The organism is Parabacteroides distasonis, from assembly GCF_004793765.1.
Lineage (GTDB): Bacteria > Bacteroidota > Bacteroidia > Bacteroidales > Tannerellaceae > Parabacteroides > Parabacteroides distasonis_A.
This window is the reverse complement of sequence record NZ_SRYM01000064.1, coordinates 1-20,977: the sequence shown is the minus strand read 5'-3', so window position 1 is coordinate 20,977 and position 20,977 is coordinate 1. Positions and strand designations below refer to the sequence as shown.

Below are 20,977 nucleotides of genomic sequence, written 5' to 3'. Positions count from 1 at the left end.
AATGGAATCGACCCTAATTTTATCTTGCAATAAAAAGGTTTATCGGACAGCAATAAAATTTTTATCAAAATTGAATGCAGAATTCATATCAACAAGTACGAACTTGAAGAAATCCTCAACTGCGGTAACTGTACGCCTCTTGTAATCATCTTTAATGTTGGCATAGGTATCTTTTGGTGTCACTAATCCTGTACAATCACTCTTGAAAACAATAGTCTTATCTCTGTTGTCTTCATCTTCCGTACCGATAATGCCACCCTTACAAGTTGATTCTTTAGGGTTAGAGTCTTTTTCAAGACCCAGCAAATCCAATTCCTTACCATACGGTTTTCCGAGCAGTTTTTCAAATACCATTTTGGTATATCGCGCGAGTAATTTGGAGTCGGTTGTAATAACACGTATTACCTTGCTGCCATTGCCACTAAAAGAGATCGATGCAGCATATTTACATCACTGATTATCAGTGACCATTCATTTTAATCGGTACAACCTCTGTTTTGACAAATACACAGAATGTAGAGACAAATGCAAACCTCTGTATTTCATTGCTTTGCATATACGTGTTGTACCGCCTCTTTTTAGCCCTTTTGTGGAATGTCCGCTATCAGATACAACGTGTTGAACGATAGGATATTCCCATATGGATGTTACAGAACGCTTGTTGAATACAAAGGTAGTAATTCTCTTGGGATTTCTGTGGTTTGTGGTGGAATTTTTGCGTTCCGATTATTTAGGGTACTCGATTCGTTGGAAAAAGTGTAGCAAAACTGAATTATTCGCTTGAAAAAGTGTTTATATGCCATAAATGGTACACTTTTATTCGGAGGAAACCGTTATATCCTATCGGGTATAATTCTGCATCGAACATCAATATTATACCTGAAATGGTATAAATCAATAGACTTGGCTGAACTCCATAATGTCGAGCATCTGATATAATATTCCGTCAATAGCGGAATGCCAACTTTGGTGAAAATGACCATAATACCAATGGTTCACCGGATGATTATCAGTTTTGAGATGATGCAGGATCATATCCATTGTTTTTCTTTCAGATTGTACATCTTTAAGAAGTGATGAATCGTTCTCAGCCCATTGGTTAAGGTTGCTTTTTGAGAATAGCTCACAATGTGATGGCGCAGTATGTGTGACAACTGTATCAATCAAGAAGCTTGCACAGATGGTATTCATCTTATCAGCGTCGTAAATAGGAGCTTCATTCTTCCAATATAAATTGCGGGAAATATCATTTTCTTGCAACTCATTGGAGTGAACTCGATATTTCCGTTTGTTCCATTCATTTATGCGATAAATTCGGTCAATAGAAATGGCTCCGCCTACACAAAGGATGGAATGATTACAGGCTTGAAGGATAGTATAATCAGGAACAGTAATGAAACGTTTGTAACTGAATGTTGTTCCTTCGAAATAAGCTGGATTATCATGATTGCCACGTACAAATACAATCCAATTGTTGGCTTGATTCATTCTCTTGGTATTTCGTCTAACCATTTGCTCATAGTATTCTTTCTTTTCAAAGCCAAAACCACAATCCCCAGCTACAATCAATAGAGTGTCCGTCAACTTGTATTGAATACAGAGTTTGAATACCAATTGATTAAAATCTCCATGAATATCACCGGAAACAATAATTGTCTTGGCTTCGGGAAAAGATAGTGAGAATGTGTTGCTATGATTCATCTTATATTCCTGATAATAGCGCATGTAATTAATCTTATACTTGCAAGTTATCAGAAATCATTTGGAGAATTTCTTCGTTTGTGGTAGTTGATTCTTGTTTGTTTTTTAATGCAAAAGATGCTACATCTACTGCTTCTTTTGATGTTTGTGGAATAAGCCCCGAATAAACTATATTTTCTATATGTTCTAATTCTGTTCGCTTTTTAGAAATTTGTTCTTTTGTGTACAACTCTGCCTTTATATCTGATAAGAATCCTGCATACTTATTGCGCAAATCGTGCATAACAGCAGCAAATCTTTCGCTGTCAGCTGCCTTCTTTTCTAGATTTTCAGCTTTGTATTTGGTGGTGAAATATGTTAATGTCAACGCTAAGAAAGCCATTAATGGGACAATGACAATTTCAGGTAGCCACTTGAATATATTGGTAATTGCAGAAGCTGATATCAAAACAGAAAATACTAAAAGAATCTGATTTTGTTTTTTCTTCTTTGAGAGGTATATATTCGCTTGACATAAATGAATTTTGTGCGTCCAAATTATTTTGTTAAAACGTTCAAGAATCTCCCTGTAAAGAATTTTTGTTTGTTCGTCCATATGATTTATTCTTCTGTCATGTATTTTAAAACTTTGATTAATACATCAATGTATTTATATGTATCTACTGGCATGTTGCTTCCTGGTGCTGTCAGATTAAAGCTCCAAACAGGGCATGAATCATAAAGCCTTTTTTCATAAGTTCCTATTGGTTGATTAGAACTTTGTTCTCCTTCTCTTAGCCAGTGCCAATCAGCAATATTATGATAAACAAAACTGTCAATCACGATTCCCGGAAGATGGTAACTCCTAAAATAGTTATCACGAATTTCACGCATGTGCTTACATGTGTCGAATAACAAACCATTGCTTGCAACATTTTTTTCCTTCATTGCCTGTTGCTCGCTTTTGGGATTAGTTGTCAACCAGTTGCCACCCATATTTGAATCTGGATAGTCGTATTTCCCATTCCAATTACCCCACCAATCTAATTGACGAAAAGCTGGTAGAACTTCAAATTTAATCCCATCGGAAAAGTTTATCACAACGACTTGCCCATCTCCATGAATATCACTGTTCGGATAGGTTTGTAAAATTGCATTCTTCAATGCTTGTAGTAATCTGGACTGACCATTTCCCCTTAGTGCGTCATATTTATTATATTCGTCTCGTGGCAGTTCGACAAGTATATCAATGTCACTTGTATCAATAGCAGTACCTCTACCATAAGAGCCCACATATAAACTATGAGCAGTTTCGCTGGAGCTACCCCAAAATTCCGAATTAACCGCTCTTGTTATGCGTCTATATCTCTGAGATACTAACGAACGCTGTTCAATGCTAATTATTTCGCCTCTTTTTCTAACTGTATCCATATTAATTTTATTTCGTACACAAAAGTACAAAAATAATCCCGGTTTATCGAATATAATTCGCTATATTTGCACTATAAAATCGTATCAAAGAATGAAACTAAATAGAATAAAGGCTGTATTATCTGAAAAAGGTATCTCTCAGACATGGTTGGCAAAGAAACTCGATAAGAGTTTCAGTATGGTAAATGCTTATGCCTGTAATAGGATTCAACCAAATTTAGAGACCTTGCAACAGATAGCAGAGATATTGCAGGTCGATTTGAAGGATTTGATAACCGACAAAAAGGATAGGTGATATGAAACAGTTTTCGGAAGCTACACGGGTGCAGATGCCTGCAATGGTTCACCTCACCCGAATAGGATATACTTACTTCGGCAAGTTGAGCGAAGATAAGAATGGCACGGTCTATGACGGTGACACGAATATTCTTTTGCAGGTATTTGAACGGCAGTTTAAGAATCTGAATCCCGGACATGAGGGAGAGTTTCTTCAAATTTTGAAAGATATTCGTAAGGAACTGAACGATGATGACCTCGGTCGAGGCTTTTATAACCGTCTCAAAGCTGTTTCGCCCGTAAAGCTGATAGACTTTGATAACATTGGGAATAATACGTTCCATTTCACAGCCGAATTTACCTGTCAGAACGGACAGGACGAATTTCGTCCTGACATTACTTTGTTCGTAAACGGATTGCCACTTTGTTTTGTAGAAGTGAAGAAACCCAACAATCATGGTGGTATGTTGGCGGAGAGCGCACGAATGAATAAAGAACGCTTCCCGAATAAAAAGTTTCGCCGCTTCATCAACATTACGCAGTTGATGATATTCAGCAATAATATGGAATATGATGCGTTGGGCGGTATCGTACCCATACAAGGGGCTTTCTATTGTACTGGGGCACGTTCATACGCACCATTCAATTGCTTCCGTGAAGAAAATTTAAGCGGTCAGAAAATAGCACCGTTCCATCGTGACTATCCGTATAAGGAGATTGACAAGACGGTGGAAAAACAGATATTGTCTGATTATAATTGCCAAGTCATTCATACAAGTCCTGAGTACCAGACAAATCTTGGTTTCAACACCCCTACAAACAGAATCCTAACATCCATGTGTTCACCTGAACGGTTATTGTATATCATTAGATATGGTATTGCCTATGTCCGTATGGAGCGTGAGGTGGATGGAAAGATAGAATCTACCGACCAAAAGCATATCATGCGTTACCAACAATTGTTTGCATCGTTAGCTATTCGCCAAAAACTGGTAGAGGGGGTGAAATCTGGCGTAGTCTGGCATACACAAGGGAGTGGTAAAACTGCCTTGTCATACTATCTGACCTATATTCTCAACGATTTCTATTCCAAACAGAATAAGGTTGCCAAATTCTATTTCATAGTAGACCGCCTTGACCTTTTGGAACAAGCCACACAAGAGTTTGAAGCTCGTGGATTGGTTGTATCTACCGCCAATACAAGAGCCGAACTGATGGAGCAATTCCGCAGTAATCAGGCACAACAAGGTGTAAGCGGACAGGCAGAAATCACGGTTGTGAACATTCAACGCTTTGCCGAGGATAAAGAAAAAGTACGCATCAGTGATTATGCAACCAATCTTCAACGCATCTTCATTCTTGACGAGGCACACCGAGGATATAAACCCGGTGGCTGCTTTCTTGCCAATCTCTTTGATGCCGACGCCGATGCGGTTAAAATCGCACTTACAGGTACCCCGTTGTTAAAAGAGGAACGTGCCAGTTGCAAGGTGTTCGGAAACTATTTGCATACCTATTATTACGATAAATCCATTGCGGATGGCTACACGCTGAAAATCATACGTGAAGATATAGAAACTTCCTATAAAGAGCGTTTGTCTGATGTGTACGATAAACTGGAAACCCTTGTGCAAAAGAAAGACATTCGTAAGTCGGAAATCATAGAGCATCCAAGTTATGTAAACGAGTTAGCCCGTTACATTATGACGGACTTAAAAGAGTTTCGCAAGATACAAGGAGATGAAACTTTAGGCGGTATGGTCATTTGTGAAACCAGCGAACAGGCAAGGCGGCTTTATGATGTATTTCAAGAAGAATGGCAGAAGTATCAGCCGAAGCCCATCAAGATAAAACTTTCCGATGGTTCGTATGTAGTGGGTGAACCGGAAGTGGATTACAAATCAAAATACAGACCGCTGAAAGCCGGAATCATTCTTCACGATACGGATGACAAGGAAACTCGCAAGCAGATAGTCAAAGACTTCAAGAAAAATATGACAGTGGATATTCTCATTGTCTTTAATATGCTTTTGACTGGTTTTGATGCGCCACGCTTGAAACGCCTGTATTTCGGGCGCAAACTGAAAGACCACAATCTGCTTCAAGCCATAACACGTGTAAACCGTCCTTATCCCGGTATGCGTTACGGTTTTGTCATTGACTTTGCCGACATCAAGCGCAATTTTAAGGAAACCAACGAAGCATATTTACAAGAATTAAACCGCTTTAATGACGTGGATGAGACTGGCGAATCCGCTGTCACCGATACCTTTACCCAAGTCATTGAGGACAAGGAAGAGATATTGAATCAGATGAAGAAAGTTCGGCAAACGCTTTTCAATTACACATACGATAATGCGGAAGAATTTTCTTCTGAAATCTCAACCGAAGAGGATAAAGCTGTATTGCTCGACCTCAAACAGGCATTGGAATCAGCCAAGAACATGGCGAACATCGTGCGTACATTTGGTGATGATGAAATGAAAGAGCAATTTGCCAAACTCGAAATCACTAAGTTGCCGCAACTACTCTCGGAGGTGCAAAGACGGATAAGTATCATCAATCAGAAAGAGGCTTTCAATACAAATGAGGAAACGAAAACTCTAATCAATGAGGCAATGATGGATATAGAGTTCACTTTCTCCAAAATAGGACAAGAGGAAATGCGCCTTATATCCGGTGGTGTGGAATTGAAAGAGAAATGGCAACGTACCATTTCTTCATTTACCCAAAACTTCGACCAAGACGATCCGGAGTTTATCTCGTTGCGTGAAGCCTTTATGGAATGCTTCAAGGAACACGGTTTTGTGATTGACACGATAGCCAAGTTCAACGAAGAAACACAGGCTTTGGATGAAATCATCGGTCGTCTGCAAGACTTACAAAAACGCAATAATGTCTTGTTGAAAAAGTACAAGGGCGATGAAAAATTTGCTCGTGTACACAAGCGTATTCGTGAAGTGAATAAGCAGAGGGAAGATAAGGGACAGAAGCCTATGTTCTCTTTCCTTGACGAAGAGATTGCTGCCATTCTCAATATTATAAAAGAGGATGTGGATGCCAAAGTGTATGATCGTAACGACATTCTGAAAAAGGATGCTTATTTCGGACGCACGGTGATGGCTCTTATCAATGGATGTCTGTTCCATTTCCCACAAATAAAGCCCGAAATGGAGGATTACAAATTTATTCAGACACGTATTTCACAACAGTATATCAACCAATATAACGCCACTTACGGCATTGCATAAAGATTATGTCAGATATTAAAGAAAAAACATTAAGGCTCATCGACGGACTTAAAGCCACCTGCCAATCATACGGTATGGGAAACGATGGTAACGAATATAAGATTATCACTCAGGTATTTCTCTATAAGTTCCTGAATGACAAATTCGGTTATGAATTAAAAAATGCGAAAAGTGAGATTGCCAAGAAACTGACCGGGGATGTAAAATGGGAAACAGCATACGAGAATCTTTCTGATGATGAACGTATGCTTATTCAGAGTGCCATCTCTCCAGATGTTCCGATGCTTGAACCTTATCATCTGATAGCCAATCTTTGGAATCAACAGGGGAAAGGGGATTTTGATACTATCTTCGATTCCACTATGACAGATATAGCGGAACAAAATGCGGATATATTTTCCACACAGACCACAGCCAACACGAAGATTCCATTGTTCGAGGCATTGACGCCGTTTGTGACCGATTCGGCACAACGTGCGCCATTCGCCCGTGCTCTGGTGGATAAACTTGTGAACTTCTCCTTTGAAGAAGCGTTTGCACAGAATTACGATTTCTTCTCCAGCATCTTTGAGTATTTGATTAAGGACTATAATACCGCTGGAGGTGGAAAATATGCGGAGTATTACACGCCTCATGCCATAGCAACGATTATGGCTCGTCTGTTAGTGGGGGATAATGCTGATTTGCATAGCATGGAATGTTATGACCCCTCGGCAGGAACAGGTACGCTTCTGATGGCACTTAGTCATCAAATAGGAGAAGAACGCTGTACCATCTTTTCGCAAGATATTTCCCAGCGAAGCAACAAAATGTTAAAACTTAATCTGCTACTTAACGGACTTGTGTCTTCGCTTGATAATGCTATTCAAGGTGACACGCTTGTAAGCCCTTATCATAAAAGCGATGACGGGCAGCAGTTGCGCCAGTTTGATTTCGTGGTGAGCAATCCTCCTTTCAAGATGGACTTCTCGGACACTCGCGAGAAGATAGCCGCCATGCCAGTCCGTTTTTGGGCTGGAGTCCCAAATGTACCCGCCAAAAAGAAAGAGTCAATGGCTATATATACCTGTTTCATTCAGCACGTTATCAATTCACTGAAAAAGACAGGCAAGGGTGCAATTGTCATTCCTACAGGTTTTATCACGGCTAAAAGTGGTATTGAGAACAAAATTCTTCATAAAATTGTAGATGACAAAGTGGTGTTCGGCTGTGTTTCCATGCCAAGCAACGTGTTTGCCAATACAGGTACGAATGTCAGTGTGCTGTTCTTTGATAAGTCTGCAACCACTGACAAAGTAATCTTGATTGATGCCAGTAAATTGGGCGAGGAATATAAAGATGCTAACGGATTGAAAAAGGTGCGTCTGAACGATGACGAGATAGAAAAGATTGTCGGCACATTCCAGCGCAAGGAGGCAGTGGAGGATTTTTCTGTGGCTGTTTCTTACGATGAGATAAAGGAAAAAGGATATTCTCTTTCTGCCGGACAATATTTCGACATCAAAATAGACTACGTAGATATAACCGAAGAGGAGTTTAATGCACGTATGGCGAATTATAAGCAAACGCTTACCGAACAATTCAAAGAGAGTCATCGCTTGGAAGAAGAAATAATGAAACAGTTGGATGCTTTGCATTTCAACGCAAACGTAGGTAACGAATAAACGAGGTATTTATGTTTTGTCCCACGAAATGTGGGACAATTAGAAAATTGCCACAATTGTTTGCCAATTATAAAAATAAGAAATTGAACTAACAATGAGTAACGAAATTCAGTTTTTACTATATAACCTCCCTGATGAAGAGGGGAAGGTACAGGTCATTATAAAAGACGAGACCATTTGGTGTACGCAAAAGGCTATGGCAGAGCTTTTCGGTATTGACAAATCGGGTATTAGTCGGCATATAGCCAATATCTTCAAGGATGAAGAACTGCAGCAAGATACGACAGTTGCAAAAATTGCAACTGTCGTAAACCGAGGTATAAGAGGCGAGGTGGAAGATTTGGTCGATTTCTATAATCTTGATATGATTATTGCTGTTGGCTATCGTGTATCTTCTCCAAAAGCTACCAAGTTCCGTCAGTGGGCTACCAGGATTCTTAATGAGTATATCAAGAAAGGCTTTGTGCTTGACGATGAACGCTTAAAACAGGGAACGGCAGTATTCGGAAAAGACTATTTCCGTGAATTGTTGGAAAGGGTACGTTCCATCCGTGCCAGTGAACGGCGTATTTGGCAACAGATTACCGATATATATGCAGAGTGCAGTATTGACTATGACAAGAACTCGCCTACCACACACGATTTCTATGCCATGATACAGAACCGCTTTCATTATGCCATTACAGGGCAAACGGCAGCAGAAATCATCTACACTAAGGCTGACCATACCCAAGAACACATGGGACTGACCACATGGAAGAATGCTCCCGATGGGCGTATCTTGAAATCGGATGTGTCAATAGCCAAGAACTATTTGCAGGAAAATGAAATCCGTCGGTTGGAACGTGCGGTAACGGGGTACTTCGATTATATTGAAGACCTCATAGAGCGTGAGAACACATTTAACATGGAGCAGTTTGCAACCAGTGTCAATGAGTTTCTGACTTTCCGCAAATATCAGATATTGCCGGATAAAGGACACATTTCTGCGGCACAAGCCAAGGCAAAGGCAGAAAGCGAATACGATATTTTCAATATAACTCAACGGATTGATTCAGATTTCGATAAACAGATTAAAGGAATGTTGGATAAGTAATTCTTCCACAAGTTGTGGAAAGGTTGTACTCAATATTAGAAATTATGAAGATTAAAGATATAGTTCGATTCCATTCTGAAACCACAATACCTATTCCCGATGTGGTTTATCATCTTTACAGCCTTCCCTCGTTTGATAACAACCAAACGAGGGAGGAACTTTTGGGGCAAGATATTCAAAGCAATAAGTTTACCGTACCTAACCGTTGCATCTTATTCAACAAACTAAATGTGCGCTTTAAGCGTATTTGGCGAATCGATTCTGATGAGGACCATAAAATCGCTTCAACTGAATTTTTGCCATTAATTATTGATGAAAACAAGGTTGATTTTGACTATTGCTTTTATCTGTTGGCTTCTCCTGTTATTACCGACTATCTATGCGGACAAAATGCAAATACTTCTGGGAGTCACAAAAGAATTGATCCGACAAACTTTTTCAATATAGGAATCAAACTGCCACCATTGGCTCAACAATACGAGATAGGGAAACTCCTATCTTCCCTTGACGCTAAAATAAAACTTAATCGTCAGATAAATCAGAATTTAGAAGCGATGGCAAAGCAACTCTATGATTACTGGTTTGTGCAGTTTGATTTCCCGAATGAGGAGGGGAAACCGTATAAATCTAGTGGAGATAAGATGGTTTGGAATGAGAAGTTGAAGCGAGAAATTCCCGAAGGATGGGATATATCTTTAATAAAAGATATTGCTACCACATATTCAGGAGGTACACCCAAATCAACAAATATAGAATACTACGATAATGGAGAAATAGCTTGGATAAACAGTGGGGAACTGAATAGTCCTATAATCACTAAGACTACCAATTATATTACAAAATGTGGATTAGAAAACTCAAGTGCAAAGTTATATCCAAGCAACAGTATATTGGTCGCAATGTATGGCGCAACAGCAGGTAAAGTTAGCTTGCTTACATTCGAGGCTTGTTCTAATCAAGCCGTTTGTGGCGTTATCCCTACAATAGAAAATATGTTATACTATGTGTACTTCCATATATCATCATTGTATAGCCATTTCATTACACTCAGTACGGGTTCTGCAAGGGATAATATTTCTCAAGATACAATCAAGAATATCTTATTGCCCATACCAACAAGAAATATTCTGAAACTATTTGATGAAAAGATTGGAAGCATTTACCAAACGATTGTAAATAACTACCAACAAATAGATTCCTTGACTAAGCAGCGAGACGAACTTCTCCCACTTCTGATGAACGGTCAAGTGTCGGTAAATTCTGATTTATCTGCTCATTGAGTCTGATTTTTTGGTCAAGATTCAAGAAAAATGTGCCAATGCTTTCCTCCGAACAAGAAAGTGTTGGCATTTCGTATCTTAGAATTTGCTCTTTATCTCCACGAGGCATTTTACTTCCTTTGGCTCCTTGCATTACATAGTCAAAAAAAGAATCTTGAAGTAGCACGGCATAAAGAAAACTTGGTGAATGTCCCTCTTTAGCTCTAAAAACCAACACATCAGAAGAGGCTCCACCATCTATATCTGCAAACCAAACCTTTTTGAGATATGGTCTGATATTTGCTATTAATACATCGCCACGTTGATAGCGAGTGAGACAACAAGACTGTGGCGGAAGATTGGTTGCAATTTCCCGTCCTTTTTTGTTTTGTAATATGCAGTCTGTAGTAACATATTCGCGTAAGGCAATATCGTTACTACTGATTTTGTCGGTTACATAATCTGCGATTGATGATAACTTAGTCATATACATCCTGTTTTGGATGCAAAGTTACGCATTTTCGGGCAGAATCTTGCGCAATTACTTATCCCAAGTATTTCTTATGAGCCAATTTTACATTATTTTGGTTCACAATCGCATAATGCAGTGTTGTGTCAATACGTACATGTCCAAGTAAGCGTTGCACCTGTTCAATAGGCATACCTTTGTCGATAGCCATTGTCGCAAGGGTACGACGGAACTTGTGAGGATGAACTTTAGGTATAGAAAGTGCTTGTCCCAATTTCCGGATTTTTACTTCTACGCCACTGATAGTAAGGCGTGTGTGAGGAGAATGGAGTGAGACGAATAAAGCAGGATTGTCGTCAGTACGCCCATTGAGGTATTGTTGCAAATGCAGTTTGGTTCGGGCATTGAAGTAAACAACACGTTCCTTATTTCCCTTTCCGAATACCACACACTGTCGTTCGTGAAAGTCTATATCTTCACGGTTCAGTTTTACTAATTCACCTACACGAATGCCTGTAGATGAAAGAAAGTCTATAATAGCAAGGTCTCGTTTGTTAGTGCAACTATCTCGAAGTTGCTCCAATTGTTCGTCAGAAAGTACCTCTTTTACAAGTGAATCAGTTTTAACCTTGTGGATACGTCTGACCGGACTTTTGGCGATGTAGTCTTCATCTTCTAACCATGCAAAGAAACTGGAAAAGATGCGTCGCATATTGTCAATGGTAACTTTACTGGATTGATGTTCTTCTTGATAATCGGATAGATAAGTACGAATGTCGGATGTGGTAATATGACAGATAGCCATTGAAAGTGTAACTAATAGCCGTTCAATGGTATTACGGTAGTACGCCAATGTCTTATCCGAACACCCCTCTATTTTCTTTGCTGATATAAAAGAGTTAAGAAACTGTTCGTTTTCTTGTGTTTGCTGGTACACACACTCCTCTTTTTCGATAATCTCAACGTTATGCAGTTCTGATGTAAGCACAGCTTTAAGCTGCGCCATTTGTCGGCAATCTAAGTCACGCTGCATCTTCGCAACTATCGCCTGAATGATGTTTTCTTTCATAATTCTGATATTTACGTCCTTATATATAATATAAGAGACTGCTAAATCAGAATTTAGAGGCGATGGCAAAGCAGCTCTACGATTACTGGTTCGTGCAGTTTAACTTTCCTAATGAAGAGGGTAAACCGTATAAGTCGAGCGGTGGCGAAATGGTGTGGAATGAGAAGCTAAAACGCAACATTCCTGTTGGCTGGCATTGTGGGAACCTCTTTGAAATTGCTGTTTTTACAAATGGTTTGGCTTGTCAGAAATTCAGACCAAAGGATGATGAAGTGCCATTACCTGTCATCAAGATACGAGAAATGCACGATGGTATTTCTGTTGACACTGAAGAGGTAACGTCAAATATACCAGAATCAGTAAAGGTGTATAATGGTGACGTGCTATTTTCATGGTCGGCATCACTGGAAGTTATGCTCTGGGCTTATGGGCTTGGAGGACTTAATCAGCACATCTTTAAGGTTACATCTGCAAATGATTTCCCGAAATCATTCTACTATTTTCAACTTTTGGATTATGTCGATGTATTCAAGAAAATGGCAGAAGCAAGGAAAACAACGATGGGACATATTACGCAAGACCATTTACAACAAAGCACAATCGCCATACCCGATAATAAAGATATTGCAGATAAATTTGAGGAACTTATATCACCAATCTTTAAGCAGATAGTGAAGTTGCAAGAGGAAATATCAAATTTTATCAAGCAGCGTGACGAACTTTTACCACTTTTAATGAATGGACAAATAACAATAGAATAAAAATGCCTCGCATACTCTACAAATATTTAGATATAGTTGGCGCAAAGTGCATGATTGGTAACCAGAATCTCCAATTCACTAATGCGTCTCAACTGAACGATCCTTTCGATTGTCATCCAAAACTAATTGACTACTCAAATGTACCTAATACTAAACTTCAAGGATGGATACCTAAGGAATGGTGGATAGAGAAAGAAGAAAACGATGCACTCAATTTGCGTAATGATACATGGCTATGTAGTTTATCAAAAATCAATGATTCATTACTCATGTGGAGCCATTATTGTTATAACCATAAAGGTATTTGTATTGGACTTGACATAGACAAAGTGTTGGAATCTGTTCCACCAATGTTTGGTACAATATATCTTGAACCGCTTGTTCTTGATGTTCAATATCAGGATATAATAGAGCGTCCTAACGCATATCATACCACAAAAGATTTATTCAGTTATCAATGGCAGACAAAAGCAAAGGAATGGGAATATGAGCAGGAGGTTAGATTAGTCATACCAAAACCAAGTCCAATATATGCAGCATTTACTCCTCAACAGGCAAAGCTGACAAAGGAAATATGGGATTGGCGTGAGATACGCCACTATATGCCACTGAAAGGCGAATGCTTTGAGTCTATCTATTTTGGTGTCAACATAGATGAGCAAGAGAAAGAAAAAATAATTCAGTTTGTTCGTAAGAAACTGAACCCACACATCAATCTTTACCAAATGCGTGTATATGCCGATGCCTTTAGGATACAACCAGAATTTATCAAGCCTCTAAATTCTGATTTATCGGTATATAAGAAAAGGAGAGGAAAAGTCCCCTCCTTAACTCTAAACCATGTCTCAGACATTCAAATCCTTCAGTGCTAGTGCATAATTGGGACAAAAACCATCCATTATGCACTTCAAACCAAGTATCTGATAATACTTGTGGTCATCATCTTCGGTACATAGGTATTTGTAACCGTAGCGTGGCATGTACTCCTTGAAGAACCGAGCCAAGTCTTTCAGGCTTTCTTCTTGGTTCTTTTTGAAATTACTGCGCACAATGATGATAGACCAGTCGGGAAAGTTGCCTCTTCCACAGCTATACTCCCAGAAGCGGATATAGCAGTCTAAATCACGTTCACGAATGTCCACACAAAAGCCGTTGGCATGGGACATCACGCTACAGCTTTCTCTGTAGCCAAATTTCTCACACAAGTAGAGATTGAAATCAAGAATTAAATCTTTTTGTACCATAAATAATTGGGTTTTAAAAATTAATAAATAGAGAATTATAAATGAAAGCCTCGCTTACGCTTAGCCTTTTTCTTTTTCATTAGGCGATTGAACTCTGCTTCTTCTGCGGCAGTGGCATCGTAGGATGAGCTACCGTTTAGCAAACCGAGACTGATGCCGAAGCCATCATCGGAATAGGAAACGCTTTGCTGTACTTCTTCTTTCTGCTGTTTGGGTTCTTGTTTGGGTGATTCAAACAAGGATGCACAAGCATTCTCTTCCAGTCGGTTGTCGATATTCAAGTAGCTGAACTCTCGGCTAATCTTAGATCCGGAGAAAGAAAAGCCGTTGTACTCAAATTTTACACCCTGTATTTCCCGTGTAGTTCGACTGACTTTGAATTTCATATCAATGTCCCGGTCGGCAAGCGCATCTTTCAAATCATCCCAACTATGAGCTTTGGGCAGTTCTTCTTTCAACGCCTTGTATATCTCGTGCTTTGCCTTGTCGTAGGGACGCAAACGTTCCTCTTTGATATGGTCTTTACCATTGGCAAAGTGCAAGCGATATTTGGCGGTCAACATTTTGCAAACTTTCTCATTCCTGCGAAAATCATTCTTGTCGCTAATCGTCTTGCCATCATTGTCCACTCGGTTGAAAACGATATGGCAATGCGGATGCTCACGGTCGATATGTCGGGCAATGATGTATTGCGTATTTTCAATACCCATCAGCTTCATATAGTCGTGCGCTATGTTTAGCATCAGAACATCATCAGACTTTAGCCTTGCACTGTCTTCTGGTGAAAAGTTGAGCGAAGTGTGTCCGACAATATTCTTTACCTTGTCATTGAGTAATGCCTGTAACTCAAATTGCTCTGCTATTTGTTCGGGTGTACCTTCTACTCCGGCCGCTTCTAATAGCTTGGATTTTTCCTCTTTGAGGACATAGCGGACACAACCACCGAACGATGTTCCTTTAGTCTGTTTACCTATCATTTTTCAGTTGTTTTATAAGTTGATTAATATGCTGAGCCATTTCCTCGCATCTATCCGCAACGGCAAAGAAACCGTAGGTGTTCGCTTGTCTTGCCAACTGGTTAAGATTGGTACTTTCACCAATCAGTTGCCGGATGATGTGAATATGCTCTTGCGTGATTCTTTCACGTACCGAACCGTTCTCGATGAGCGAACGGATGACTTCACTTTGAGTCTGCTTGCTCCGTCTGCAAAGCGCACCAAGCCATGCGTGTTGCTGATATGACAGACGGATTGTTATTGTATATTTCTTTTCCATTTGAATTTGTTTTAGTGAATAATTTGTGACCATCGGGAGCCGTATCCTCAGACTTTTTGAGGAGCAAGTGGTCGGGAAATGTAATACACCGACATTAACTTGCTACAGTAAAAAAGTCTCAATTTCTCTCTCTGAGTTCAAAGTCTGAATCCTCTTTTCTTAGGTGGTGAAACCTTCGGTTGTGGAGTGCCATGTTGTATGCTAATGAGTTTCAAATCGAATGTTTTTATCAGTGTTTTCAAGGCAGGATTCATCCTTATCATTTGTTGAAGAATGGCTTCGTCAGGCTTCACTTTGAGTAGATAATCAGCTATGTCGTAGCCCTCTTTGCGTTCGTCTTCGGTAGCGTTGGCTTCCAGATAATCGAACATTTGTACTTCAATTCCGCAGCTTTTCATCAGGCTGATTTTGCTCTGCCAATAGTCGGTTGCACCTAAATCAGGGAATAATACAACGCTTCTTCCTGCTAAAACGGATAGGCTGTTGACATTGAAGCAACCGTTCTTTCCACCTGATGCTATCCATAGGAATTGCGGCAGATAGTAAGATGCAATAATTGCCGTTTTCTCGCTTTCGACCAGCGCAACTGGACGGCTTTTGTCTTCGGAAAGCAGATGCTCACCGAAGAAGCACTGCTTCAAATTGTAATCATCTTTGTGTAATACGGAGTGCACCCACGTAACATGATTGTATGGTTCTGTTATCCGCTTACCTGTTTCGGAATTGTAAAGCATTATCTTACCAGTTCTGACTTTACTCTGATTGTCCGTTTGCCAGAATACGGTTGCACCATCCCAATACTTGGATGTACCAACCTTGTATCTCTTCATAAGATCCAATGTTTTCGCCTCTCCGAATTGAGCCGATAGAAACTGAAATAACTTGTTCGCAGAATAGCCACGCAATGATTGGTTGACTATATCCAAATCCATGTAGGAGATGGCTATCGGTTTTACTTCTTTAATAGGTGTATAACTTCCGAAGCTATTCTCAGCAAACTTTTCTTTCTCAGATGGATTCTGCTCAAAGTAATCACGAGGCGTGAAGTGATAACCGCATTTCTGCTCATGGTCACAACGTCCTACGTACTCAGGGAACTTGATTTGCTTCTCCGTATCAATGTACTTTGAAAAGCATCTTTGGCGATGGCAGTTCGGGCAAGTGTGCCGAGTGCTGACACCTTTGTAGGGTTCTAATATGAATCTATGTGTACTCATTGTATGTTTCTTTTTAGGTGTGTCACTTTTGTCGTTATTGTCGTTTTCGTTTGGAAAGTGTCAAAACCGACAAAAATGTCACGGGTTAATCTTTGAATATTCTCCATGTTTCTCTTTGCGGAACAATGTCCCGATGTTGTCATTGAGAAAGCGTTGAAATGTGCGCTCCTTCATCCCGTTCTGCTCGGCTATCTGTATAGCTTGGGCAGTTGTAAAGGCTGGAGGCAGTAGATTGACTATCGCCTGTTGTTGGCTGTTGAGTGCATTTTCATTGAGGATATTTTGAACGCTCAATGCGGATTCCTTGAAATACTCTGTCAGTTTAATGGCTCGTTCCACCGTCAACAGGTCGATATAGGCTTTATCACACTCTCCGCAAGTCCATCGTGCTAATTGGATAATCAGGCAGAAACGGATGATGTATATCTCCAGCTTGCAATAGATACTCACGATTGTGTCGTTTGTCTCTCGGTCGCACAACTCAGAAAAATGGTGCTGCCATTCATAAAGCCGTTTCTTGGCATCCTCCGTGAAGAGAAGAATTTGTGGTTCTATCTCTCCAAATTCATTGAGGACATACTCTTGTTGTATCAGCTTATCAATAATGGCATTCCATTCTTGTTCAATGTTCTCCGGCAGCTCCTTGTCATTCCAACGTGCTTTCTGTTGCAGGTTGGGCATTACAAACAGAATGCGATCAATGAATCCGTTACTGGAGCGTTCGCCCTTAGCCAGTTCACTGAGAATCTTCTTTTGGATAGTGCCGATAACCGAGATATACGGTCGCTTGATGAAAATGGCACTCTTGGCATTCTTGCGGTCGGATATAGTGGTCTTGGCACTGAATACCGACAACCAAAATTGTTCTTCCGAACCATTGTTGTAACGGTTGAAATTCTTGAACCAAGCGGACAATTCATCAGCCCACAAGCATAAACCACGTTTGTTCTGCGCATGAATAAGGCTCAATCCTTCAGGTGTTACATCTGAAATCAAGAAGCGTTTACGAATTGGTTCCTGTGGAAACTGTTCCTCACCGCTATCTGTGCGTTCTTTGCGGCTCATACTCATCAGTTCATCATACTTTGCAAGTGCTTTTTCAAAGACCTGATTCTGCTGATAGTCATAATCAAGAAACGGTTTCATGGCAAAGCTAAGCGGATGACTTTTGTTTGCCCCCGGTCTTCCTATTAATGCCATATACAGGATAGGACTTTCTACCCAGCCTTGCTTGATTTGGGCAAGGTGGGTATTACCAATGCCGACTGCAATCGCTGTAAGAATTGTTGCGGCAATGTAGTCGGTAGGGTAGTTATGGCATTCGTGAACCTCGCTGATGATGCGTTGGATTTTATTCGGGAATATGCTGACAGGAAAATCAGTGCCAGCCAATCGCATACTTAAATCAACCGCTTCATCAATGATGGATGCTGGATTAATAGAATATGTATCCATAATAGCCACACCTATTAAAGTTTCACAGATGATTTGGGCTTATGACGGACACCGCCTTGCATATTTGCCAGCATCTCCTCGTAAGTCTGTTCTGCACTCTTTCTACGCCCGTTCTCAATCCAAGCAAGAAGTTCGTCCTCATAGAAATAGAGTTTCTTACCTTTCTTATAGGCAGGAAGTAGTCCCTTGCGTACCAATGTATAGATGGTAGGCTTTGCTTTTCGGATGATACGGCAAGCATCCTCTATTTCTACCAACACATGTTTGTCAGATGGCTGTGGCTGGAGTTCCGCTACCATCTTTTTCAACTCGATGACCTGTTCGGTCAGATAACCTACCGCTTCGGGCAGCTTATCAAATGTTACTGTTTCTTTTTGCATACGCCAATCGTTTTTAATTGTTCGACGGCAAAGGAAACAGGTGTTTCAATGGTGGAATCATTCACCAAAATATAACTGAGGAATAACTTTTTGATGTAGTTGGTAGAACAATTGCGAAGATTTGTATATCTTTGCATAGTATTAGTTCTTTGATAGACTGAGAAGGCTTTGGAGACTAAATTATGCTAAAACCTAAAGCGAGCAATCGCACCAAGTCATTGGTAAAATGGGGCGGATATAGTTTTGAAGTATGGCAGAATGGAGATAAGAACATCTCATATAGTTCGTTCATTATTTCCGATTGTCGATATATGTAAGATTCGTATCTACTTCATTATTTTGTGTCCATTTTTTAGGCACGTGAAAATAGAGAGTACAATGGAAGACAATGTCTAAGCATATTTTAGTTAGGTCATATTGATTTTAGGCACGTGGCAATATTGCCCGAACTAAAATTAAATGCTTATGACTAAAAAAAAGAAGAAGCCTTCAAAGAGAGGGAAGAAGGCTAACAAAAATTCCCTCCATTGTTCTCCAATGATTGTAACACAGGAGAAGAAGATAAAAAATTTGGCAAAATGGATTAAAGCCATTGCTGAATTTATAAAGGCATTGATTCAATTATCAAATGCAATGAAGCCTTTGATAGAATGGTGCAAATCTTTTTTTGAATTGTTATAATCAACTCTCTAATTTCTTTTTTTGATGATAACAAGCGAAAAATATTTACTATATATACTGGGTGTTAATAAGGAACAGTTGGATTACTTGTTGACACATATAGAAGATTATTATTATTCTTTTGAAAGAGTAAAATTTAATAAGTTTACTGACAAACCAAAGAAGAATAGTAGTGGAGAAATTGCCACTAGACAAATAAACTCGTCTAAAGGAAAACTAAAAGAGGTTCAAACGCGTCTTTATGATTTTATGTCAAAGCAAGTTGAAATTCCTCAATATGTTTATGGTGGTGTTCTGAGGAAAAATAATGTGCGTAATGCTCGTCTTCATCAAGGAAATAAATATATATTTACGACAGACTTGAAGTCATTTTTTTCATCAATTTCTCATAAGCAAGTTTTTCAAATGTTTCTTCGAGAGGGCTGTACGCCTGCTATAGCAAGAATATTAACTAAACTAACTACTCATAAATATCAAGTTCCGCAAGGTATTCCAACCTCAACTTTAATTGCTAATTTGGTATTTAAACCCATAGGCATGGAAATTGACCAGTTAGCAAAGGAGCATCATATTAAATTTTCAATGTTTGTTGACGATATAACTTTATCATCTAAAGTTGATTTTAAAAATCTAGTACCTCAGTTCCTTGCAATCATTAAAAAGTCTGGATTCAGAATCAGTCACAAAAAGACACATTATCAAACTAAAAATCCTATTATAACAGGTGTAATATGCCAAAACAACCGACTTCTTGCTCCTTTGGGTTATAAAAAAAAGATAGCAATACTATCCAAGCAACTCTCAACGCACGAATCTATAAAGAATAAGCTACAAGGAATAAAAGCGTATTTGTCAATAATTGAAAAATCAAGTTCGCTTTGACTATTTATGTTGTCATTATATGTGGTGATTTTATGCTATTCTCCTATCCAATTTAATCTTGCATACGGATTCCGTGTGCGACATTTTACGTTCAATGGTAGATATTTCCGAATCACTGAGGGTATGGGCAAATACCCTTTTTATAAATGTGGCAGTCTGTAAACGTGGTTTGCCGAATGCCTTACCGATATTCCATCCAAAGTGCATAATGTCGATGGTCTTTAATTGAGAATCTACCTTTATAGGTTCGACTTTAGGCAAAGAATCTGATAGGTAGTATTCTGTAACATATCCACATAAGCGATTAAGGTCAGTTTCGTTAAGATAGAGAACCAAAGTTTGTTTTATATATGTGAGAACTTTATCTAATTTTTTTTGCGATGCTCGTTCTTTTTCAGCCATAGCGGTAGCGTGGTATATCTCATATTCTGTTGGCTGGCTGGATTCTTCTATGGGAGTATTATTGATAATAGAAGATGTGGCTTCATTCTTTGGAAGCTCTGTACTGTCTTCATTGGATTCTGAAAGCGAGAGAGTAGAAACTTCTTCTGTGGTGTCAGATGGAGTTTCATTTTCGATTTCAGATTCTGAAACGATAGATTCTATATCTGCTGCACTTTCAATAACTTCATGATGTTCTATTGGAATTTCAGCTACCACCGTTTTGTTGCGATAGCTCTCAAATCTCATAAAGCATCTTTCTATTGTTGGGGAAAGGAGTTGTCTGAATGCTATTTGCAGATTGAGATAGATTGCTCCAATGACAATAGAGCATACTACAAGAATAAGGTAGCTGCTGAACTCGTCCCAACCATAGTGAAGTACGGTCTGACGGGCTAAAACACCAATGATTGCGATTGTACCAAAAACAATCAGATGCAATGTTA

Annotated in this window: 22 protein-coding genes; 9 read left to right on the top strand and 13 right to left on the bottom strand. The window is 39.4% G+C overall.

Features of this window, described 5'->3' with window-relative positions:
* Nucleotides 1-39 precede the first annotated feature (39 nt).
* The 4 genes from E5342_RS16815 to E5342_RS16795 form a co-directional block, all read right to left on the bottom strand.
* On the bottom strand, nt 40-354 hold the full coding sequence (locus tag E5342_RS16815) for a hypothetical protein (RefSeq protein ID WP_246867149.1): 315 nt from the start codon (nt 352-354) through the stop codon (nt 40-42).
* Between the two features lie 540 nt (nt 355-894).
* The gene (locus E5342_RS16805) at nt 895-1,701 is read right to left on the bottom strand and encodes a metallophosphoesterase (RefSeq protein WP_135959866.1); all 807 of its coding nucleotides are present in this window, start codon (nt 1,699-1,701) and stop codon (nt 895-897) included.
* Nucleotides 1,702-1,735: 34 nt separating this feature from the next.
* Nucleotides 1,736-2,296: an SLATT domain-containing protein gene (locus E5342_RS16800; RefSeq protein ID WP_135959864.1), complete on the bottom strand. Its 561-nt coding sequence runs from the start codon at nt 2,294-2,296 to the stop codon at nt 1,736-1,738.
* A gap of 5 nt (nt 2,297-2,301) precedes the next feature.
* Nucleotides 2,302-3,111, bottom strand: a complete 810-nt coding sequence (locus E5342_RS16795) for an SMODS domain-containing nucleotidyltransferase (RefSeq protein WP_117971727.1) — start codon at nt 3,109-3,111, stop codon at nt 2,302-2,304.
* Between the two features lie 91 nt (nt 3,112-3,202).
* Between E5342_RS16795 and E5342_RS16790 the strand changes: the two genes are divergently transcribed.
* From E5342_RS16790 to E5342_RS16770, 5 genes are all read left to right on the top strand, one after another.
* Nucleotides 3,203-3,406: a helix-turn-helix domain-containing protein gene (locus E5342_RS16790; protein WP_004316526.1), complete on the top strand. Its 204-nt coding sequence runs from the start codon at nt 3,203-3,205 to the stop codon at nt 3,404-3,406.
* Nucleotide 3,407: 1 nt separating this feature from the next.
* The gene (locus tag E5342_RS16785; RefSeq protein ID WP_135959863.1) at nt 3,408-6,638 is read left to right on the top strand and encodes a type I restriction endonuclease subunit R; all 3,231 of its coding nucleotides are present in this window, start codon (nt 3,408-3,410) and stop codon (nt 6,636-6,638) included.
* Between the two features lie 5 nt (nt 6,639-6,643).
* The gene (locus tag E5342_RS16780; RefSeq protein ID WP_135959862.1) at nt 6,644-8,302 is read left to right on the top strand and encodes an HsdM family class I SAM-dependent methyltransferase; all 1,659 of its coding nucleotides are present in this window, start codon (nt 6,644-6,646) and stop codon (nt 8,300-8,302) included.
* Between the two features lie 94 nt (nt 8,303-8,396).
* Nucleotides 8,397-9,398, top strand: a complete 1,002-nt coding sequence (locus E5342_RS16775) for a virulence RhuM family protein (RefSeq protein WP_135959861.1) — start codon at nt 8,397-8,399, stop codon at nt 9,396-9,398.
* Nucleotides 9,399-9,442: 44 nt separating this feature from the next.
* The gene (locus tag E5342_RS16770) at nt 9,443-10,678 is read left to right on the top strand and encodes a restriction endonuclease subunit S (RefSeq protein WP_210434977.1); all 1,236 of its coding nucleotides are present in this window, start codon (nt 9,443-9,445) and stop codon (nt 10,676-10,678) included.
* Here the strand turns inward: E5342_RS16770 and E5342_RS16765 are convergent.
* Nucleotides 10,602-11,144: a hypothetical protein gene (locus E5342_RS16765; protein ID WP_246867148.1), complete on the bottom strand. Its 543-nt coding sequence runs from the start codon at nt 11,142-11,144 to the stop codon at nt 10,602-10,604. The two genes, E5342_RS16770 and E5342_RS16765, sit on opposite strands and share 77 nt — an antisense overlap.
* 58 nt (nt 11,145-11,202) lie before the next feature.
* Nucleotides 11,203-12,195, bottom strand: coding sequence for a site-specific tyrosine recombinase/integron integrase (gene xerA / locus E5342_RS16760; protein WP_032539554.1), 993 nt, complete (start codon nt 12,193-12,195; stop codon nt 11,203-11,205).
* 62 nt (nt 12,196-12,257) lie between these two features.
* Between xerA and E5342_RS16755 the strand changes: the two genes are divergently transcribed.
* Nucleotides 12,258-12,956, top strand: coding sequence for a restriction endonuclease subunit S (locus tag E5342_RS16755; protein WP_135959860.1), 699 nt, complete (start codon nt 12,258-12,260; stop codon nt 12,954-12,956).
* Between the two features lie 2 nt (nt 12,957-12,958).
* Nucleotides 12,959-13,828: a DUF2971 domain-containing protein gene (locus tag E5342_RS16750; protein WP_135959859.1), complete on the top strand. Its 870-nt coding sequence runs from the start codon at nt 12,959-12,961 to the stop codon at nt 13,826-13,828.
* On the opposite strand, the gene E5342_RS16745 is transcribed toward E5342_RS16750, so the two are convergent.
* The 6 genes from E5342_RS16745 to E5342_RS16720 all read right to left on the bottom strand — a co-directional run bounded on the left by E5342_RS16745 (nt 13,802) and on the right by E5342_RS16720 (nt 18,527).
* On the bottom strand, nt 13,802-14,200 hold the full coding sequence (locus tag E5342_RS16745; protein WP_135959858.1) for a hypothetical protein: 399 nt from the start codon (nt 14,198-14,200) through the stop codon (nt 13,802-13,804). The genes E5342_RS16750 and E5342_RS16745 overlap by 27 nt on opposite strands.
* A gap of 35 nt (nt 14,201-14,235) precedes the next feature.
* Nucleotides 14,236-15,177: a relaxase/mobilization nuclease domain-containing protein gene (locus E5342_RS16740; RefSeq protein ID WP_135959857.1), complete on the bottom strand. Its 942-nt coding sequence runs from the start codon at nt 15,175-15,177 to the stop codon at nt 14,236-14,238.
* Entirely contained in the window at nt 15,167-15,475 is a 309-nt protein-coding gene (locus E5342_RS16735) for a MobC family plasmid mobilization relaxosome protein (protein ID WP_005795754.1), read from the bottom strand. The genes E5342_RS16740 and E5342_RS16735 overlap by 11 nt, the downstream gene beginning before the upstream one ends.
* Nucleotides 15,476-15,612: 137 nt before the next feature.
* On the bottom strand, nt 15,613-16,692 hold the full coding sequence (locus E5342_RS16730; RefSeq protein WP_135959856.1) for a DUF6371 domain-containing protein: 1,080 nt from the start codon (nt 16,690-16,692) through the stop codon (nt 15,613-15,615).
* A gap of 78 nt (nt 16,693-16,770) precedes the next feature.
* Nucleotides 16,771-18,147 (bottom strand): DUF3987 domain-containing protein, encoded by a 1,377-nt coding sequence (locus E5342_RS16725; RefSeq protein WP_135959855.1) that lies wholly within the window; start codon nt 18,145-18,147, stop codon nt 16,771-16,773.
* Nucleotides 18,148-18,161: 14 nt separating this feature from the next.
* Entirely contained in the window at nt 18,162-18,527 is a 366-nt protein-coding gene (locus E5342_RS16720) for a helix-turn-helix domain-containing protein (protein ID WP_135959854.1), read from the bottom strand.
* A gap of 465 nt (nt 18,528-18,992) precedes the next feature.
* Here E5342_RS16720 and E5342_RS16715 point away from each other — a divergent pair, with 465 nt between their 5' ends.
* Both E5342_RS16715 and E5342_RS16710 read left to right on the top strand, forming a co-directional pair.
* Nucleotides 18,993-19,208, top strand: coding sequence for a hypothetical protein (locus E5342_RS16715; RefSeq protein WP_005795746.1), 216 nt, complete (start codon nt 18,993-18,995; stop codon nt 19,206-19,208).
* A gap of 24 nt (nt 19,209-19,232) precedes the next feature.
* The gene (locus E5342_RS16710; RefSeq protein WP_005652570.1) at nt 19,233-20,090 is read left to right on the top strand and encodes a reverse transcriptase family protein; all 858 of its coding nucleotides are present in this window, start codon (nt 19,233-19,235) and stop codon (nt 20,088-20,090) included.
* Between the two features lie 30 nt (nt 20,091-20,120).
* On the opposite strand, the gene E5342_RS16705 is transcribed toward E5342_RS16710, so the two are convergent.
* A partial coding sequence (locus tag E5342_RS16705) for a mobilization protein (protein WP_135959853.1) occupies nt 20,121-20,977 on the bottom strand: 857 nt, incomplete at its 5' end.

What these genes read in the sequence shown, in the direction of transcription:
- E5342_RS16800 (WP_135959864.1), bottom strand. Translation starts at nt 2,296, where the DNA reads ATGGACGAACAAACAAAAATTCTTTACAGGGAGATTCTTGAACGTTTT.
- E5342_RS16745 (WP_135959858.1), bottom strand. Translation starts at nt 14,200, where the DNA reads ATGGTACAAAAAGATTTAATTCTTGATTTCAATCTCTACTTGTGTGAG.
- E5342_RS16770 (WP_210434977.1), top strand. Translation starts at nt 9,443, where the DNA reads ATGAAGATTAAAGATATAGTTCGATTCCATTCTGAAACCACAATACCT.
- xerA (WP_032539554.1), bottom strand. Translation starts at nt 12,195, where the DNA reads ATGAAAGAAAACATCATTCAGGCGATAGTTGCGAAGATGCAGCGTGAC.
- E5342_RS16725 (WP_135959855.1), bottom strand. Translation starts at nt 18,147, where the DNA reads ATGGATACATATTCTATTAATCCAGCATCCATCATTGATGAAGCGGTT.
- E5342_RS16795 (WP_117971727.1), bottom strand. Translation starts at nt 3,111, where the DNA reads ATGGATACAGTTAGAAAAAGAGGCGAAATAATTAGCATTGAACAGCGT.
- E5342_RS16750 (WP_135959859.1), top strand. Translation starts at nt 12,959, where the DNA reads ATGCCTCGCATACTCTACAAATATTTAGATATAGTTGGCGCAAAGTGC.
- E5342_RS16815 (WP_246867149.1), bottom strand. Translation starts at nt 354, where the DNA reads ATGGTATTTGAAAAACTGCTCGGAAAACCGTATGGTAAGGAATTGGAT.
- E5342_RS16785 (WP_135959863.1), top strand. Translation starts at nt 3,408, where the DNA reads ATGAAACAGTTTTCGGAAGCTACACGGGTGCAGATGCCTGCAATGGTT.
- E5342_RS16775 (WP_135959861.1), top strand. Translation starts at nt 8,397, where the DNA reads ATGAGTAACGAAATTCAGTTTTTACTATATAACCTCCCTGATGAAGAG.
- E5342_RS16790 (WP_004316526.1), top strand. Translation starts at nt 3,203, where the DNA reads ATGAAACTAAATAGAATAAAGGCTGTATTATCTGAAAAAGGTATCTCT.
- E5342_RS16710 (WP_005652570.1), top strand. Translation starts at nt 19,233, where the DNA reads ATGATAACAAGCGAAAAATATTTACTATATATACTGGGTGTTAATAAG.
- E5342_RS16730 (WP_135959856.1), bottom strand. Translation starts at nt 16,692, where the DNA reads ATGAGTACACATAGATTCATATTAGAACCCTACAAAGGTGTCAGCACT.
- E5342_RS16780 (WP_135959862.1), top strand. Translation starts at nt 6,644, where the DNA reads ATGTCAGATATTAAAGAAAAAACATTAAGGCTCATCGACGGACTTAAA.
- E5342_RS16765 (WP_246867148.1), bottom strand. Translation starts at nt 11,144, where the DNA reads ATGACTAAGTTATCATCAATCGCAGATTATGTAACCGACAAAATCAGT.
- E5342_RS16720 (WP_135959854.1), bottom strand. Translation starts at nt 18,527, where the DNA reads ATGCAAAAAGAAACAGTAACATTTGATAAGCTGCCCGAAGCGGTAGGT.
- E5342_RS16715 (WP_005795746.1), top strand. Translation starts at nt 18,993, where the DNA reads ATGACTAAAAAAAAGAAGAAGCCTTCAAAGAGAGGGAAGAAGGCTAAC.
- E5342_RS16735 (WP_005795754.1), bottom strand. Translation starts at nt 15,475, where the DNA reads ATGGAAAAGAAATATACAATAACAATCCGTCTGTCATATCAGCAACAC.
- E5342_RS16805 (WP_135959866.1), bottom strand. Translation starts at nt 1,701, where the DNA reads ATGAATCATAGCAACACATTCTCACTATCTTTTCCCGAAGCCAAGACA.
- E5342_RS16740 (WP_135959857.1), bottom strand. Translation starts at nt 15,177, where the DNA reads ATGATAGGTAAACAGACTAAAGGAACATCGTTCGGTGGTTGTGTCCGC.
- E5342_RS16755 (WP_135959860.1), top strand. Translation starts at nt 12,258, where the DNA reads ATGGCAAAGCAGCTCTACGATTACTGGTTCGTGCAGTTTAACTTTCCT.